The 17,314-nt window shown below is 44.1% G+C and carries 11 protein-coding genes and 2 pseudogenes; 2 read left to right on the top strand and 11 right to left on the bottom strand.

Annotated elements, in window-relative coordinates; translation table 11 throughout:
- Positions 1-118 precede the first annotated feature (118 nt).
- Positions 119-625, top strand: coding sequence for a hypothetical protein (locus L1077_RS06830; protein WP_063364339.1), 507 nt, complete (start codon positions 119-121; stop codon positions 623-625).
- Positions 626-834: 209 nt separating this feature from the next.
- Here L1077_RS06830 and L1077_RS06825 read toward each other — a convergent pair.
- Positions 835-1,896: pseudogene (locus L1077_RS06825) on the bottom strand (ISAs1 family transposase).
- 360 nt (positions 1,897-2,256) lie between these two features.
- Here L1077_RS06825 and L1077_RS06820 point away from each other — a divergent pair.
- Entirely contained in the window at positions 2,257-2,931 is a 675-nt protein-coding gene (locus L1077_RS06820) for a hypothetical protein (protein ID WP_237136145.1), read from the top strand.
- A gap of 162 nt (positions 2,932-3,093) precedes the next feature.
- Here L1077_RS06820 and L1077_RS06815 read toward each other — a convergent pair.
- The 10 genes and pseudogenes from L1077_RS06815 to L1077_RS06770 all read right to left on the bottom strand — a co-directional run bounded on the left by L1077_RS06815 (position 3,094) and on the right by L1077_RS06770 (position 17,280).
- Positions 3,094-4,021, bottom strand: a pseudogene (locus L1077_RS06815) (IS30 family transposase).
- A gap of 185 nt (positions 4,022-4,206) precedes the next feature.
- On the bottom strand, positions 4,207-5,403 hold the full coding sequence (locus L1077_RS06810) for an MFS transporter (protein WP_237136144.1): 1,197 nt from the start codon (positions 5,401-5,403) through the stop codon (positions 4,207-4,209).
- The gene (locus L1077_RS06805; RefSeq protein WP_237136143.1) at positions 5,381-8,824 is read right to left on the bottom strand and encodes an ABC transporter permease; all 3,444 of its coding nucleotides are present in this window, start codon (positions 8,822-8,824) and stop codon (positions 5,381-5,383) included. The genes L1077_RS06810 and L1077_RS06805 overlap by 23 nt, the downstream gene beginning before the upstream one ends.
- Entirely contained in the window at positions 8,824-9,714 is an 891-nt protein-coding gene (locus L1077_RS06800; protein WP_237136142.1) for an ABC transporter ATP-binding protein, read from the bottom strand. Before L1077_RS06800 ends, L1077_RS06805 begins: the two co-directional genes overlap by 1 nt.
- Before the next feature lie 104 nt (positions 9,715-9,818).
- The gene (locus tag L1077_RS06795) at positions 9,819-12,206 is read right to left on the bottom strand and encodes a TonB-dependent receptor (protein WP_063364347.1); all 2,388 of its coding nucleotides are present in this window, start codon (positions 12,204-12,206) and stop codon (positions 9,819-9,821) included.
- Between the two features lie 126 nt (positions 12,207-12,332).
- Entirely contained in the window at positions 12,333-13,376 is a 1,044-nt protein-coding gene (locus L1077_RS06790) for a FecR family protein (protein ID WP_155731787.1), read from the bottom strand.
- A gap of 98 nt (positions 13,377-13,474) precedes the next feature.
- Positions 13,475-14,005 (bottom strand): RNA polymerase sigma factor, encoded by a 531-nt coding sequence (locus tag L1077_RS06785; protein ID WP_237136141.1) that lies wholly within the window; start codon positions 14,003-14,005, stop codon positions 13,475-13,477.
- A 314-nt stretch (positions 14,006-14,319) separates the two neighbouring features.
- The gene (locus L1077_RS06780; protein ID WP_237136140.1) at positions 14,320-15,909 is read right to left on the bottom strand and encodes a vanadium-dependent haloperoxidase; all 1,590 of its coding nucleotides are present in this window, start codon (positions 15,907-15,909) and stop codon (positions 14,320-14,322) included.
- Between the two features lie 103 nt (positions 15,910-16,012).
- Positions 16,013-16,330: an isochorismate lyase gene (locus L1077_RS06775; protein ID WP_063364351.1), complete on the bottom strand. Its 318-nt coding sequence runs from the start codon at positions 16,328-16,330 to the stop codon at positions 16,013-16,015.
- Between the two features lie 182 nt (positions 16,331-16,512).
- Complete coding sequence (locus L1077_RS06770) at positions 16,513-17,280, bottom strand: thioesterase II family protein (protein WP_237136139.1); 768 nt, start codon at positions 17,278-17,280, stop codon at positions 16,513-16,515.
- Positions 17,281-17,314 lie beyond the last annotated feature (34 nt).

The following is a 17,314-nucleotide window of genomic DNA, read 5'->3' as shown; positions in this document are numbered from 1 at the left end:
TTGGAATAAATTTTTATTATTGGCACACCCTTTGCTTTTAATTAGCCAACTAGGTGAACACACCTAGAAATTAAAATTAGATATAAAAACTACTTCTGTTTTTTAAAGGGGAAAAGCCATGAAAACACTATTAAAATCACTATTCGTTGCAACTGCATTCACATCAATCACAGCTGCGGCGGCTGTATCAAGTACAACTGGCACTGAGGCGAAGTTTACTTTTGAAGGTACGATTGAGCCAATGTGTAAAACTAGCAGTGGTAGTAACAACAGCATCACAGGTCTGAAACTTGATTCTACTCAGCAAACTCAAGAAATCGGTACTCTTGATGTTTGGTGTAACACTGGTGAAAACGCAACAACAGAATATACCTCTGCAAATGGTGGTTTCTTAGTAGCAAACAATGCACAGGGCAGTAAAATTGCTTATACACTGAACATCGGTGATACATCTGGCATTGATTTACAAACAGGTACTTACAAGCATTCAAAAGCAACAGCAGCTGGTACAGGTGTTTCTGGTGAAACACAAGCAACTTCACTTAAAATCACACCTCAGTCAAACGGTTTAAATGACGCAGGTACTTACTCTGATACTATTACCGTTACTGTAAGCCCGAACTAATTCAATATTAGGCGGCAAAGTTTTTATGGCTTAATCTTCACTGCCTAATATAAGATGATGGGTTAATTTTTTAATTAGCCCATCAAGCTATAAAAAACACTAAACCACTCATTATTCCAATTAAATATTGTATTCGCAAAACCGACTTCATACTTTCCTGTAAAATATTTTTCAAATATCAGGGTGCGAGCACACTTTGTTAATTCCTATTAACCAAACAAAAGCTCAGCTCTAAGATCATCGTCGAAACTTGCTGCAACGAGTTTGCTGCGAATTGAGCCTTTACTTTTTGTGTGCTGCTTAACTATATACGAACAACCCGCCTAAATAGCGCCATATGCTGAGCACTTAATGGGTCATGGGTTGCACTGTTGCCTTCTTTGAACACGACATCCAAAATCCAGTACTGTTGATTTTCTATCAGCCAGTGCTGTCGAATTGCTCTTGATGAAGAGAGTTATCTGTTGATGAGCTTAAGTAATAATGTGTATCAATACTGGTTTTTTGTCCTTTAGCTCAACGTCAATAATGGCTTTAATAGCAAGCCCAATCTTGCCTAACGCCTTTATCTAAGCTTGTAAACAGTTCGGGTTTCCTCCCGGCCATGCCCCTTATCTGAAGTCACTTTCATCTCCATACCCCCTTTGCCAGCATCAAATTTTTGTTGGAATACATTTGCAATAGCACAGTACAGGTTCTTTTTATTGCCTTTAGCCCGCACTACATAATCGGCTTGTCGGCTAATAAGTTGATTTAGTGTATCCTTTTGGCAATGCATTGCATCCAATATAACCATCGCGCCTGTAATATCAAGCATTTGAAGTAACTCGCGCACCGCTGGAATTTCATTACTTTTGCTATCGACACAATTGTGAAGCAAAGTGAGACCTGAATCACAGTCGTAAGCGGATACTAAATAAAGTTTATCGGTAGCGCGCTTGCTCGCTCCCCGAATAGTCTTACCATCAAAAGCGATAACGGGTATTCCTGATTTGTCTCGTTGATGATTCACCCAACTGTACAGTGCTAGCAATTGTGAGTCGCTAAAATACGAGCGCGATGCTGTGCCGTGTGGGAATACCATGTACAAAAGGGCGAAAACACCTTAACCATGGCTGTTTTTTATTGCCATATTTTTCAATCTCTTGTCAACCTTCACAGCCTGAGGTTATGGCGCTTATTATCAGAAACATAATATCTATCAAATTGTGGTGTTGGTTAATTGTAGAGCGGTTTTCTTTGACTAATTCGAGATGTGAAAATAAGGACATTGCGATAGGAAAAGTGAAAAAATTAGCGCTATTAGATCATAGGTTCACCATCTTTAAAAATGTGCCCCTCCTTGTACCTATAAAGGTAACGAACATATAAACACTCTATTTATGTCAGATATACTTTTCGAAAGGGAAGTTAATAAAAACGTAATTTCGGGAATTAACCCACTTGTTTTTTTCTTATTTAAACAAAGAATCACACAAAACATTAATTAAATTAATTAATTTATTTTAATAAAACATTAAAATAAATTAATAAAATTATAAATTATAATTGACACTATAAAAATATACATATAGCATAAAAATGCCGCTATAACTTTAGCGAGCATTTATTTAACTATAAGGAAATTAATTATGTTTAACAAAAAAACTTTATTTGCTGCACTTTCATGCCTTTCTTTTTTCTCACAAGCTGATGTTGGTGTAACAGAAAGTTCTAATATTGAACTACAAAATGGGCAAACTAAAATATATTATTTTTTAACTAGCCCTGTTCATCCATTTCAACATACCACTTACCATCGTTGGGGCTCTAATGGCTCATACTGTACCATTCAAGGAGGGAGCTATAACACGAGGCTAGCTAATTCAGGTACACAGCGTTTTAATGTGGCTTTTGGCAGACAGATGTGGACACTAACATGCTATGGAGCTTATGGAGATCAGGCAAGACGTATAAACTGGACCAACCACATGGGACGTGCCCAAGCGTCAAACGGTATTGAAGCATTAGAAAATATCGCACCAGTTTCTATTAATGATTTAATCAACGAGTATAATGTTGATTTCAATGAGCTCAACTTGGAACATGGCTATTTTGATATTGAAGTCGCAGATTTAGATTCAAATTCATTTAACGACATCACCATCGTAGATAAGTATAGTAAGAAAATATATATTTATATGGCCGATGAGAACGGGGTACTTAATTTATCTTACGCACAAGATTCAGTCCCTTCATTTGAAAAGATTGAAAGCATCAACTTATACAACGGCAAGGTTGTAGACGTTAGCGTTAATGCTAAATAAAATAAAAAATAATAAACCAGTCAATTTAAAGCTTAATTAACTAAAAAATTGACTGCTATTTATATACACCAGAATCTAATAAATCCACTTTATTAGATTCTTTTACAATTATTAAAAATCAATTACACCTAAATTCAAGTCCGAAGTGCACCACTCTATAAATTAAGCCACATGACATAGCTCATCAAACACGACTTGCGACTGCTTAAACTCAGGGCACTTCCTCGGTCTTAAATTTAAAGCCCTTGCTATTTCTTTAATATCTTTATCCGTTACAGTCCTTAAGTCTGTTCCTTTGCGAATGTACTGGCGTAATAGTCCATTGAAGCTTTCGTTTAACACTCGCTCCCAAGAGAAATATGGGTTGGCAAAGTAAATCTCTGTCTGTAATTTTTCCGCTACTAATTCATGTTCGTAGAATTCGCTACCGTTATCTGCTGTGATTATTTTGACGTGTTTACGGTAACGCCATAGCATGCTTATAATGGCTTTGCTAACATCTTCAACTCACTTACTTGGCACTTTTCTTATTAAGTACAACCTACTTTTACGCTCAATCAAGCTAACGATTACACCTGTACCTTACTTTCCTAGCACCGTATCTACTTCTCAATCACCAAGGCGTGTTCTCAAACCCACTATAGCTGGCCTGCGCTCCATACCTACTCGATTAGGAATAATTCCTGTATTTCCGGTGCCCATGACGTAACTGTTTGTATAATTGGCCACTATTAAGCTTATCTTTTTGGATGTGAGAATACATCCACTCATGACTTACAGGTAGCTCTATTATTTTACTGACCCCAACTATGTGCTCGGGGCTCCATTTAAGTGATAAAGCATACTCAACAAAAGTAACTGTCAAATCACTCAACTTTTTCTTAGACGCTTGATGCCTCCGTTTGAGTGCTTGAGCTTGAGCCACTTCTGGTAAATAGTGCGAACCTCTAATTTGGTTACGGTTTACCTCCCGGCTGATGGTAGTGTGGCTTACTTTTAAGCGCTGGGCGATTTTTCGATAACTAAATCCATCGCGTAAATAGGCTTCTATCTGGTATCTTTGACCTTCGATTAACTGCTTGCAACTCATGATATCTACTCTTTTTTTGGCAATTACAGAGTACCACCAACAGGTAGTTGATCTCTTCTCACCTTTTAACCATAAGTGGTGCACTTATTATCTGAAATCAGGCCTATTAAAAAGACTATATTGTTTTAAACTTGGTGCGCTTAGTTCAAACTTAAAGCGCACCTTGGTTAATAACCCCTAGCAAGCTATTTAGGTGAGCGCCATATCGCTGCCAGTATTAACATCACTGCGATCAGCGCAAAAGGCAACCCATAATCTAACCCGTAAATGGCAGTGCCCACAATTGGGCCGGTCACAATTCCTAGCCCTTGTGCAGCTGAAACCGTACCTGCAGCAGCACCTTGCTCATGTGCTTCAACCGAATTAGCAGCCAATGCAGAGAGTGATGGATATACCCATCCCATCCCAAAACCTGCCAAACCATACCCTATCCATAACATGACCGAAGATAAAGAAAGGTAAGCAACAATAAAGCCCGCCGCAGCAATGAGCGCGCCGAACATAATGAATCTCTGTGGTTGCCACATCAGCTTTTGCACTGCGACTTGCGCGACAATTAAAGCCACACCCACAACCGCAAGCGCAATACCAGCAGCGCGTGCAGCTGCTGACGTATCGAGTTGAAGGCGATCAAGAATAAAAAAGCCCACGGTAATTTGTGCGATCGCAACACTAAACGCAGCAACAAAAGCCACAGCCACAGGCCTGCGAATTCGCGCATCTGTCAAACTCACTGAGTGTCCATCAGGCTTCACATGCTGCTCCACTTTAGGCAGTACGCGCCAAAGTACCAACAGTGCAATGGCCGGTAAAATGGCCGTAACGTATAAAGGAATGCTTAAGCTATACGCACCAATCAGGCCCACAAAGCCTGGGCCAATCACCATGCCTGCCGCACTTGCCGCACCTATACCAGCCATGGCCGCAGTACGCTGCTTAGGCGTTACATGATCAGCTACCAGTGCTGCACTGGTAGCCGGTACTGCCGCATAAAAGACCCCAGCAACTCCTCGCCCAATCACCAATCCAATGAATGCCAGTATCGGAGCAATAGATGTTTTCATTGAGAAATCAATAAATAATGCAAGGCATGCATAACTGATCACAAACCCGCTAAGGCCAAATAATATAACTGGACGTCGCCCGCGTTTATCACTCAAGCGCCCCCAAAAACGAGCCATCAATACCCAAGCTAAACCCGCAGCGGTCATGGCAGTACCAACTTGCCATGCTTCTAACCCAATCACTCGGGCTATCGGCCCTGCCAATGCAGCAAATGCCATCACGGCCATCGTGCATACAAAGGTTTCAAACATCAGTGGTTTTATACTAAATGGTGCGTTTTCTTTCGACGCTAATTCACTGCTTGCTAAATTGGTCATTTGCATTCCTTGTTATTGAAACTGAGCCACATTTGCTGTTTTCTTTTGTGTCAGCGCATTTATTTTGAAAGCGATTGTCATCGATTGAGCGTTCATACCCTATCCCTGCATAAAACAAGTAGCTACCGTCAAGTTCAACACCGCGCTGAGCCAATGATTGTGGCATATATTCCTGCATATGCATGTCAGAGCCACGGAGTAAAAGCCTTTGCAGCGCTGGTTGTGCCTGCCAGCCACCTTCTTTCCAAACCCAACTTAACACAGACACTTCAACACCTGTATCGTTGTTTTTTATCGCCACATCACTGCTTCTTGGTGCACCAATGAGCAACTCAAGGGAGTCATTCCCGACAGTTTTAGACAAACGAGACAATAAATCACCTGAGTCAATGCCCTCAAACACCGTCATCATAGAGCTGGGTGTACGATACTCAGATGCGCCCCAACTATCCAAAGATAAAGCGGCATAAAGCCCAAGCCAACTGATATCTCCATCCATTGCCTTGGTAATGGGTTTATCCGTTGTCGCAAACTCTTCAGCAAGTTGTTCTGAGGCACGCTTGCGCACCGCAATTGCAGCATCAAACCCACTTTGAATTTCGACACAGCGCAGTGCCGTCCAACCCGCGACTCCCTCGATAAACCAACGTGCACCAGCTTCGTCTCGTAACTCGCCTCGCCTGCCGATCGCGTCACGCGCCAATGCAGCCGCCAAGTTATATTGTCTTTGCCAAGCACCTCTGCCAGTCCCATCGCTTTGCCATGCAATGTCTTCTGGTGCCCACAATACACCGTTATAAAGCGCAATTTCACCCGATTTACGTGGCGCTTGAACCACAGTATTGATAGGGGAAGTCCCCCCTAATTCAGACTCGACACACTGTTGCAATGACACCAATTCTTGCGCAAAACCATCAACTAGCGGCTGGCGAGCATCCCCCACTAAAAACTCAACACCAGATTGCTGATGCGTTGATGATCCGTCACGCTGCCATATCGATGCAAAGGCCAGTACCCCTTCGATATCACCTTTATCAAATACCTGATACTCACCAGAGCCACTATCGATGGCAACCGACCAAGTCCAATCGCCCATAGGCGCAACACCCTCTAATGAGGCTAGAGCAGCAGCTTGCGGGATTGCTGGCAACTGCGTCGGTAAACCGAGCAGGGGCCGATCGCCAATAGAGCGAACCAAACGCTGTGGGTCATGACCTAATACCGGTAATACATCGTGTGCACGCAGCCAAACACTGGCTGTATCTAGCCAAGGTGCCGCCTCTGTCTGCCAACCTTGCGCGCCAATGTTCAGTTCAAGAGTCAGTTCACAATTTACCAAGCAGCCAGCCTCAACAACAAAATGCTCACTATCCACGGCAAAATCAAGTGACATGCCTTTTCGTGTCGCGCCAACAAGTTCAACGCCATGAGGTAATGTGCCATGCAGCCTTTGTGCGCGCACACCTTCTAAACGCCAATTGACATCACCAGTCCCATTTGCTGGGTTGAGGCGAATTAGCACTTCCCCGCCACTGATTGAATAAGGAGATGCTTGCTTCCACCACTTTTTCTCCCAATTTCCATCATGTGCCAATGCATCCATTGAAGAAGCATATCCACCCTCATTAACAAACCGAGTATTAAGCACAGCAATACACACAAATACCAAGGACAGAGCGGCCGTGGCAGCCATACCTGCAGTGCCGACCACACGCCTTTTTGCTTCATTGATACGGTCGCGTAGAGTCAATGCAGTCCCCCGTCGCCAAGCAAGCCAACTACCAGAAAATAACAAGAAGGCAAGGGACAACTTTAAGCTGGCAAGGGCAACAATCATCGCTATCCACGGAGACCAACCAGCCAGTTCAGATGGGTAAGCATGAATAGGCGTACCAATCGCAGCGGGTGTATATTGCACCAGCTCCACTTCATGATTCACAATCGCGATAAACGCAGCGAGTATCGATACAACATAGGCCGTCCCAGCGCGTTGGAAAATAGCATGGGCCAGCACTGCAATAGCACATAACTCAGCCAATGCTGGAAACACTGTGAGCAATACATAGGCAAAAGGATAAATGATATCAAGAGCGTGAGGCGCAGCGATTGCCGTCATTAATACCGATGCGACAGCGGGTACCAAGCATAGTAATGCTGTGAGTCCCAGTGCGGCAATAAAACGTGCGAACAATCTCGTGCCAAGTGGCACCGGTGACGTATCTAACCATTCAATGAAGCCATCGCAATCATCTCGGCGCATTAATGCCCCGACAAAGCCCACCACAACAAAAACAATAAAAACAAAGAAGAACCCGACCATAAAGTAAATTAATGCCTGAGGTGTGGGCACCAAAGGACCGTCAATGTGACCAATCGAATTTACCCATGCTGCGGCAACACCAATTGCAGTGAGTAGTAGTAGCGCGAGTCGTAACCCAAAACTCTGCAATGAGATCTTTAAATGCCAGGTACACTCCACCACCAAAGTACGCCACCAATTAGGGTTGACAATTAATCCTGCGGGCGCTGCTAAATACTTTGAGACTGACGCGCCTTTGCGAGCCTGTGCACGAGGAGCGCGTTCCATTGCAAGGTGCTCACGGCGTAATCGAACTAAAAGAATGCCCCCCACGATTACCCCTACAGACAACCACAATCCACGGTTGATCAATAACATATCTGTCAGACCAATCATCGCGACTTTTTTCTCAGCAGGTGTCCATATCAAAGCTTGTCGCTCAGCTTCCACATAAGCAGAGGGATCGATAATGGAGGCAAGCATCGGACTCACTCCGCCCTCGTGCAATACAACTAAACCAATCATCCAAATCAGGCTTAGTATTGCTGCAGTGGCAAACGCACCAGTATTTGAACGAGTTAATGATGCACCAGCTAAAAACAGCACACCAGTGGCAAATGCACTGGGAATGGTAAATACCAGCAAGGAAGCCGCAGCTGCCGCCCAAGGTACAGGGCCGACAGCATCAGGCGGAAGTGCACCAAATGTCACGAGGATTGGCGCCATCAGTAAGCCGACACAAATTGAAGAACCTAGGATCACAGCCACGACGAGTGCACCACTAAACCGCGCAGCAAGTAGTAATCGCAGCGAGATGGGACTTGCTAGAACAACCTCATGGAGCTCGGCTGAACGATCTCGAACAACAATTTGCGCAAAAATCCATGCCCATGCAAAAAATAGCCACAAGCTTTGCCCTGATACCATCAAATAAATCACGTGCGGACTGTTTCGATAAATGTCTACAGCGCCCATACTGCGCATATAATCTGCGTTGAGTAAAAAAATAAGCATGTAAGCTGTCAGGCCGAAAAAGACAATGGGCGTGATCAAGCTCTTCAAGCCCAGCTTGGCTTCATTGGCGGCTTCTTGGAAAAAGAAGCTGGTGCGAGAATGTCCCATCAGACCTCCTCGACTTGCGCATTGCGCAAGGCATGATAATAAACATCTTCAAGGCGCACCGTACGCTCGCTATACCCAGCCAAAGCTTCACCAGCCATAACAACTCGCGTACCATAAGGTGTCGCTGTCGCATGGAGTGCATCATCTGGCACAGCTTGCTCGCGTGAAATTTCCTTCTCCCAAATCAGTCCTTTGAGGCTCGCCTTTAAGCTATCAGGCGTCCCAGCGGCAACGATGCGGCCTTTGGCCATGATAGACAGTCGTGTACATAAGTTTTCAATGTCTTCAACGATATGCGTCGATAAAAGTACGACTGCATCAGAGCCAATATCAGCAAGAATACGATGAAAACGACTTCTTTCTGCCGGATCTAAACCCGCAGTTGGTTCATCAACAATGAGTAAACGAGGTTCACCGATAAGCGCAACGGCAATGCCAAAACGACGCAACATACCACCTGAATAGGTAGCAACAGCCCTGTGTGCATCACGCTCCAAATTAACACGCTCAAGCAAGTATTCGACTTCTTGCTTACGCACCTTTTTATCCGTGCGACCCTTTAACCAAGCAAAACGCTCAAGTAAATCGCGTCCAGATACATTTGGATATGCACCAATTTGCTGAGGCAAATAGCCGAGTTTAAAACGCAAACTATCTGGATCTGCTAACGCATCGATACCGTCAAGAGTAATTGAACCTGAGTCTGGCTGCTGCAAAGAAGCCAGTGTACGCATCAAGGTACTTTTCCCAGCGCCATTAGGCCCGAGTAACCCATACAATCCAGGCGTCACTTCAAGGTTAACGCCATTCAGCGCACTGACACCGCCTTTATAAGTCTTCCTTAGCCCTTTCACTACCAGACCACGTTTGCTCACTTGTTGTTCAGTCATGTCTTGTCACTCATTCCTTTCTAATATTGTCTAAAAAGAACGCATGACCCAATGAGCAACGCGTTCCTTACTGCACCGATTTTTACACCATCACGTCGACTGCTTTACCAGTCTAATTGGAAGCCAACACCTATCGTACGCGGCTCACCGATGCTGCCATAAGCGCCGGGCAGGCCAAAGTCTCTACCGTCTTGGACAAAGATTTCATAATCATCATCAAGCAGGTTATTACCCCAAACATAGGCTCTCCAATCATCTTGCTGATAGCCGATCCGGCCACTCAAAAGGCTACGATCGCGGATTTTAGTGATTTCAGGGGCATCAATGCGAGAATATGTTTTATCGGTATAGCTGTAAGTCATAGAGACAAAAAAGCCATTATCGTTTTGATATAAACCACCTAAATTTGCGGTAAACTCAGGGGCTTGAGAAAAGGACATCCCCGCCAGATCAATACCTTTGGTAACGAACTCTTTAAATTCAGTATCAATAAAACCAAAGTTTGCGAATAGATTTAAATCAGCGGTTGCCTGATACTCAATTTCAAATTCGGCACCACTGACTTTTGATTTACCAGCATTAACCACCGCGTCATCAAAACCCGGTAAGCCACCTGGTAAGGTAATAGTGACTTGTTGATCTGACCAATCAAAATAGAACAAATTAGCATTCAATAACAATTTGCCGTCAAGGAGCTGGTTGCGCATAAAGAGTTCATAGTTATCAATGTACTCTTCTCCGTATGGCGTCGCTTCTCCAAGGAACATCGCGAAAGAAATACCACCGGCTTGAAACCCTCGACTGTAACTGGCACCGACTCGAGTAATGTCACTGACATCGTGAGCGACTGTAAAAGATGGGATAAATTGGCTGAAAGACTCAGAAGCGGTCTGATCACTGACAAAGCCATTGTCCTTAAAATCTTTTGTTGTGCGCTCTTCTTTGTTAAAACGCGCGCCAAATTTAAATTCCCAATCTTCGATAGGTTGCCAATTTAGTTGGCCGAACAAGGCTTGCTGTTCAATGATTTCTGTACTTTCAACAGTGTTGTTAAATGGCACAACTCCGCCTTGCCCGTCAGGAAAAACACCAGCTCCGGTGAAGCCATTGTTATAATCTCCATCAGAGTAAAATAAACCGACTAAGGCAGAAAACTGCTCTCCTTCATAATTAAAGCGAAACTCTTGGCTGAACAGCTCTTCATTCATAAAGCCGTCAACACCTAACAGGTCAAAAGCAGTGTGATCTCCCTCAAAACGCTGCTCAACACCAAAATCATTGAATCCTGTAACCGAGGTAAAACGAAGCTTATCGCTTATTTGCCAACTGGCCTCTAAAGAAAATAAATCAAAGTCAGAAGGGAAGTCACCTTCAATATTGTAGACTTGTTCACCATGAAAAATATCGCCGTCAGGTAAAGCCGCCACAAAAGGCGTTGCATTGGTGTCTGATTTATTATGCATATACGTGAAATCAAACACCAAATCCTCATCACCACGAGGCTGCCAACGAACTGCCAAACGAATTGTTTCCTCATCTTCGTTCTGAATATCCTCACGGCCAGTGGTTGTATTGATCACATCACCATCAGATTGACGTGTTTCGACCACGACTCTTGCAGCTAGTGTGTCTTCGGATAATACAAAATTTTGCATCAGTGCTAGGCGCATGGTATCAAACTGCCCGGCTTCTGCTCGCACCGCACCTTCATAGCCATAAAAATCAGGACGATTGTAATTAATATAAACAGAGCCAATCAGTGCATTTGGCCCTTGTAATGAAGACTGCGGCCCACGTAGCACCTCAGCAGAAGTTGCATCAAACAGCGATGGTTTGACATAGTTACCAGCAGACACGCCCATGGCAACTTGGTTTATCAGAATGGATGCCAGCGCATTTGATCTATTCAAGGAGCCTGCAATGCCATCCGTATTTACACCTCGAATGCTATATGCACCAGAAATCGAGCTGCCTATTGAAACATTTGCGGTACGATCAAAGGCATCTTCAACATTATAAATGACTTGGTCTTTAATTTGGTCTTCACCAAAATACCCAACGCTAGATGCGATCTCCTGTCGTGTTTCACCTGTTTTACTGCCCACGACGACGATTTGCTCAATCTTACTCGCCTCAGGCTTGCTGCTCGGCACGTCCGCCTCTAATATAAAATCACCCGAAGCGGTTTGAGCAATGCGTAAATCATTACTCGCAGCTAATTGTACTAACGCTTGTTGTGCTGTGAAATTCCCTGAAACAATTGCGCTTTTATATTGGCTAATGTCGTCAACTTGCACTACAACCTGTTGCCCGGTTATTACCGTAAAATCTCGCAGCGCCTTCATCAATGGCTGAGCCTGAATCTCAAATCGATAAGTCGCGCTGCCATCAACTGCGCCTTGGCCCATTGCAACTGGCGCGGTGATTAAAGCAGGCACAAACGCCAATGAACACAATAAATTAATGCGATTATTTTTCTTTCGGTATTCCATGCATACCATGCTTGATGTCTCCATTCAGTGTTAGACTCCGGTGACAAACTCACCGGTTCTTAGCTAGGTAGACAATTAAGCTGGCTGTACCCGTAAAAAATTAATCAAAAAAATAAAATAAACTTTCTAGAGAGGTCTTTGAGGCGTTTCAGAACGCAGTACCAATGTATTGCGACCTTCTACATCACCACTTAAGCGGTAACTTTGCATAATAGCTCGCAGGGCATCATCCCCTTTATTCAGAATGAATGTACCTGAAACTGGGCGTTCCCCATCATAAATATAGCGGGTGTCCAATAGATAAGAAGTATAAGGTTGCAGGACTTCAAGTGCTTCAATCAACGGCCTCTGCTCAAACACAATGATGCCGTCTCGCCATGCGCCTATCTCGGCCAAAGGTCTGGTTTTGACCTCACTGAGCTTGCCATCTGTGACCCTTACAACATCAGACTCACCTAGTTGTTTGGTCACATTGTGATTTGTGTCACTCACACCAACCGCACCACTTAATACTTCAATTTCTACCGCTTGATGGTCCAGTTTGCTCACCACAAACTGCGTACCGAGTACCGTTGCAACTGCACTGTCACTGGTCACCGTAAAAGGCCGGTTCGGATCGGGCTGCACACTAAACAGCGCTTTACCACTGAGCAAAGAGACATGTCGACTTGAGTCCGTCATTGAGACTTTAAGATCAGTACTCCAATCTAACCAAACCTCAGTGCCATCTTCTAGCTCAACAGTTTGCTGTTGTCCCCATGCAGTTTGATAGTGTTTAGTCGACACTTTGGGCTTACTAGTCGGAGTAACCACCTTAACGACTGAAGGCTGAATGGGAGTAGGGGCTTGCTCATCGACACTGACATACAAGAGCGTCGATAAAGCCATAGCGATACCTAGAGGAGGAATAAGTTTAAGAGGTGCTTCTGCAAAACGCTCCAATCTCAATTGAATGGCGAGCTTAATTTTATCAAAAAGAGATAAAGACACATGCTCTACCAGACCCAAGATCGCCCAATCAGCCTCCGCCTTTGCTGCTGCTTGTTCATGCATGGGTGACTGCTTTCGCCAAGCATCCAACTGTGATCTACTTTTTGGGTCATCGTAAACTGCGACCACTAAGTCAAACGCTTCTCTTAATAGGCGCTTGTCAGGCTGTTGGTTATTCACAGCTTGTTCCTCAATTAACGTATCGTGTCCTATGAAGCCCAAAGGCTTCAATGTCTTCCTATTATAGAATACACGTCACGCGTAAAAAACCGTAATATTTAGTCATAAAGGCATGTGAAACAATGAGAAAGTGCTTTTTTTACGTGTTTCTCCACAGTGGAAAGGCTGACTCCTAGCTGCTGGGCGATGTCTTTTTGGCTGATCCCATGAAGTCTATACATGGTAAAGATTTGACGCGTTAGTATCGGTAAGTCCTGAATAGCTTGATTAACTTTTATAACATTCTCCCCAGATTCTGCGATGCTCTCTGGGGTGCGCTCATCCCGCTCATCCATCATTGGTGCGATCAAAACATTTAATTCAGCTCTCGTGCGCTCAGAGCGCTGCAGGTTAAACGCTGCATTTTTAGCGGCTCGATATAAAAACGCTCGAACATCTTCAATGGGAGGATTTGGATCACGCTTTAGCAGGTTTTCTGCGACGGATTGGAAAATGTCAGCAGCCGTATCGGCACAGCCCACACGTCTGGTCAGGAAGCGATTAACTTCCAGTCGATATCGTTCGATTGACCCTGTGAGCGACTCAACATGGGACTTCAAGGATTTTTTACTCTTTACAGACAAATACATTATAAGTTCTTGATAAAAGGTTGTTGAACAAAATACTACTGACTGAAAACGACAACTGAACAAACTATGTTATTCAGTACCCATGACACTATCACGAATAAAAATCATTCTCAATAAAAACCAGACCAATATCAGGAACTAAAATCACCCCCTTTAGTTTGCAACCACTTACAAACCACATAAGTTACGAATTAAAAGTAGTAAACACAATTAAATAAGCGCCAATCAAACATGTGAGGTGCTCACAACGTTAGATCAGCGCTCATTGATTTTCTATCATTAATCGCCGTGGAGTTTAACCACCAGCGATTAAATTAGCTTTCATCTTCGTCATCATCATCTTTATCTGACGGCTTTGTAAACTTAAAGCGCTCTGGCAAGGTGTCTAGGTCTCGACCTTTACTCGGCGCTCTCAGCTCAGCAGTACCGTTTACTAACTTTGTCATATAGTCGTGTGCTAGGTTTCCAAACATAGGACAAAACTCAGCACTTTCATCAACAGCTGCTTGGAAGTGTACGCCACCCCATACACGGCTTTGCCCGCATTCTTCTGCAAATTTAGACCATGTATTGTAGGTGATTAGTGTGTCTTTCGCTGGTGTCACACCCGGCTCAATACGTGATTTACCTGTAGGGTAAGTCAAGTTAAACGTCATGTTATCATCGCCAAAATACAGCCTTGCTGCTTGTGCATGCGCATAACAAAAGCAAGTCGATGCAGACGGATATTCTGGATGGTCGGCCTCTTCAAGGTAGCTCTTCCAGTCTCTGCCTTTCATGGTAACCGTGCCCTTACCTGGACCGCCCCATGCCTCTACAACATTATCTTTAAATAGCTTTTGAATTGCACTGAAAGGTCTTACAGCGTCATATCTGTATTTCTCTTGCCAAACAAAAATACCCGCATCAAATGTTGCCATATTGACCACAAATTCAAATTGCATGAAGTCGAGAAGCGGTAAGTTTCTCGCGGTCGTATTTGATGCAACAGAGTAAGATAATGAACTGAATTTATCGTCGAATAACTCAGCTTTAAGCTTAAGCTCATCAGTTAAGTTTGCCGATACTTCTAGTACTTCTTTCGCTTGCTGACGATATGCTTTGCGATTACGGTGGTTACTATTGTGCGGAGGCGGCATTTCAAAATCACGCGGATCTTCATATGAGTAAGGTTCTGCCAATGCAAATTGTGGAGTTACAAACTGTTGGATCTTGTACAAGCCCAACCCTTTGCGCTGCATATCTGGCTGCCAACGTGACGGGTTTTTCAATTTATACGCCGTATTGACTGGCTTGTAGTTTGTATAATCCGCATAAGGCGTTGGGTTAAATGTTCTGCCGACATCACCATATTGATTCATACCATCGTTAAGGCGGCCTGCGACAACCGCTTTACCAGCCACATTACCTAAACCAATCGGTGTGGTGATATCTGTACTGTTGTTGTCTGGGTCAAGGCCAACATCAAGCAATAGCTTACGCCAAGTTGGCTTGTACGTTGGCATGTAGCTATTGAGTACATGATATGACGCATAAAACACGGCAATATTGATATTTCTGTTTGTTGCCTCACTTTGCGGTCTGCGGCCTAAGTGCGAATAGACACCAACCGCAGTTGGGTGATAAGCAGCGGTGGCATCGTACCACGCGTTTGTTAGCAAAATTGCATAACGAAATACCAGTGATGCATCACCATAATTTGCCGATACGTGCTCGCGCAGAGCTGGCAGACTACCAAAACCAACAACATCCAATGCCGCATTGTCGACATCAAAATCAAAGTCTTGCTTTACTTGCGCCACACTGTGCATTGAGCAAAATAGAACAGACACTAATAATCCGACTTGGCAGATGTTTTTTCGTATTTGATAAATCATGTGTCTAATCGAAAGATACATTTTCATTTTCTTAAATTTCCTTGTACAAGTAGGAACCAGAAAAATACAGCACTGAGCTACACATTAAGCTCAGTACTGCTATCACTGGCATATGCAAAAAATTGAGCGGTTAATCCTCATCAACAGGTAACCCATGCTTAGCTCGCCAATGCTGAGTTTGCTGGCTGATAAACCACTGAATAATTCCGTGGTACAACGACTCAATATAATCAGCTGGCAACTGGTGTTGCTCAGCCCATTGACGCCTTTCCAACAACATGGCGGCAACCCGCTCTGGTGCAGGAATACTGGCTTGGTTTGGTTTAAAACGCGCAGCGGACAACACATATTCCATGCGTTCTCCCAACAGTTTGATGATCTCTTGATCAATGGAATCAATGCCGTGACGGATGTCCGTCAGGTTTTCACAGTCTGATGGACGCTTCATAGATTTCACAAAATTATCCTTCTTTTCTAATCATTGTTGTTTCTCGGTGCCCCATGCATACGCAGATCCGTATGCCCATTTTTTGCTTGCCTCTTTTGACCAAATTCACCAGTTTCATTAATGAAAACACCTGCAACGACGCGACCCGTAAAATTTGCCCAAAAATTTTCCTAAAAACCTCATCACTGCGCTCTAAGCTGTGCTTGAAGCACTTCAGCAATGTAACTAAGTAGCGCAGCGCGACTAGCCTCATTCAGATAAAAGTGATCGCCTGCAAATAATGTTCGATTAAAATAGCCACTCGTTTCATTGCGCCAAGCGTCAAGCTCAGCCACACCAAACTCGGGCTCATCCTCACCACCAAAAGCATGAATAGGGCAATCAAGAGGCGCTTCGGATGCATAGCTATAAACATCTGTGATGGCAAAATCGGCACGAATGACTGGCATAAACAGCGCCATCAATTGAGCTTCTTGCAACACGGTTTCAGAGGTGCCACCTGCATAATGGGTGCGTAACACATCAACAAATTGCGTATCTGGCAAGGTATGATAAAGAGACCGAGATAGCGGCAAACTCGGGGCGCGGCGCCCAGACACCATCAGTATTTGTGGCATTGGTCCACCACGTCGGCGTAAACTCCGCGTCAATTCAAATGCCAATAACGACCCCATACTGTGGCCAAAAAAAGCAAATGGTTTATCCAAATAGTCACTCAGGCCATCAGCCAACGCGTCGGCAGCTTGATAGGCATCATCAAAACATGCTTCACCAATTCGCATTTCTCTGCCCGGTAACCTTATCGGGCGTACCTCAATATCCGAAGGCAATTGCTGCGCCCAACCTCGAAAGGCCAATGTGCCGCCACCTGCGGCAGGAAAGCAGAATAACCTCATTTTTGCTTGCGGGTTCTCTGTTCCACCAACCCATAATGATGCTTCGTGGCTCATGTTGCGCTCCTTGTATGCATTAATTTTTTAAACA

The organism is Pseudoalteromonas luteoviolacea, from assembly GCF_021654285.1.
In the GTDB taxonomy this organism is placed as follows: Bacteria; Pseudomonadota; Gammaproteobacteria; order Enterobacterales; family Alteromonadaceae; genus Pseudoalteromonas; species Pseudoalteromonas luteoviolacea_J.
The sequence above is the reverse complement of the archived record's forward strand: the minus strand, read 5'-3'. Positions and strand labels throughout refer to the sequence as shown.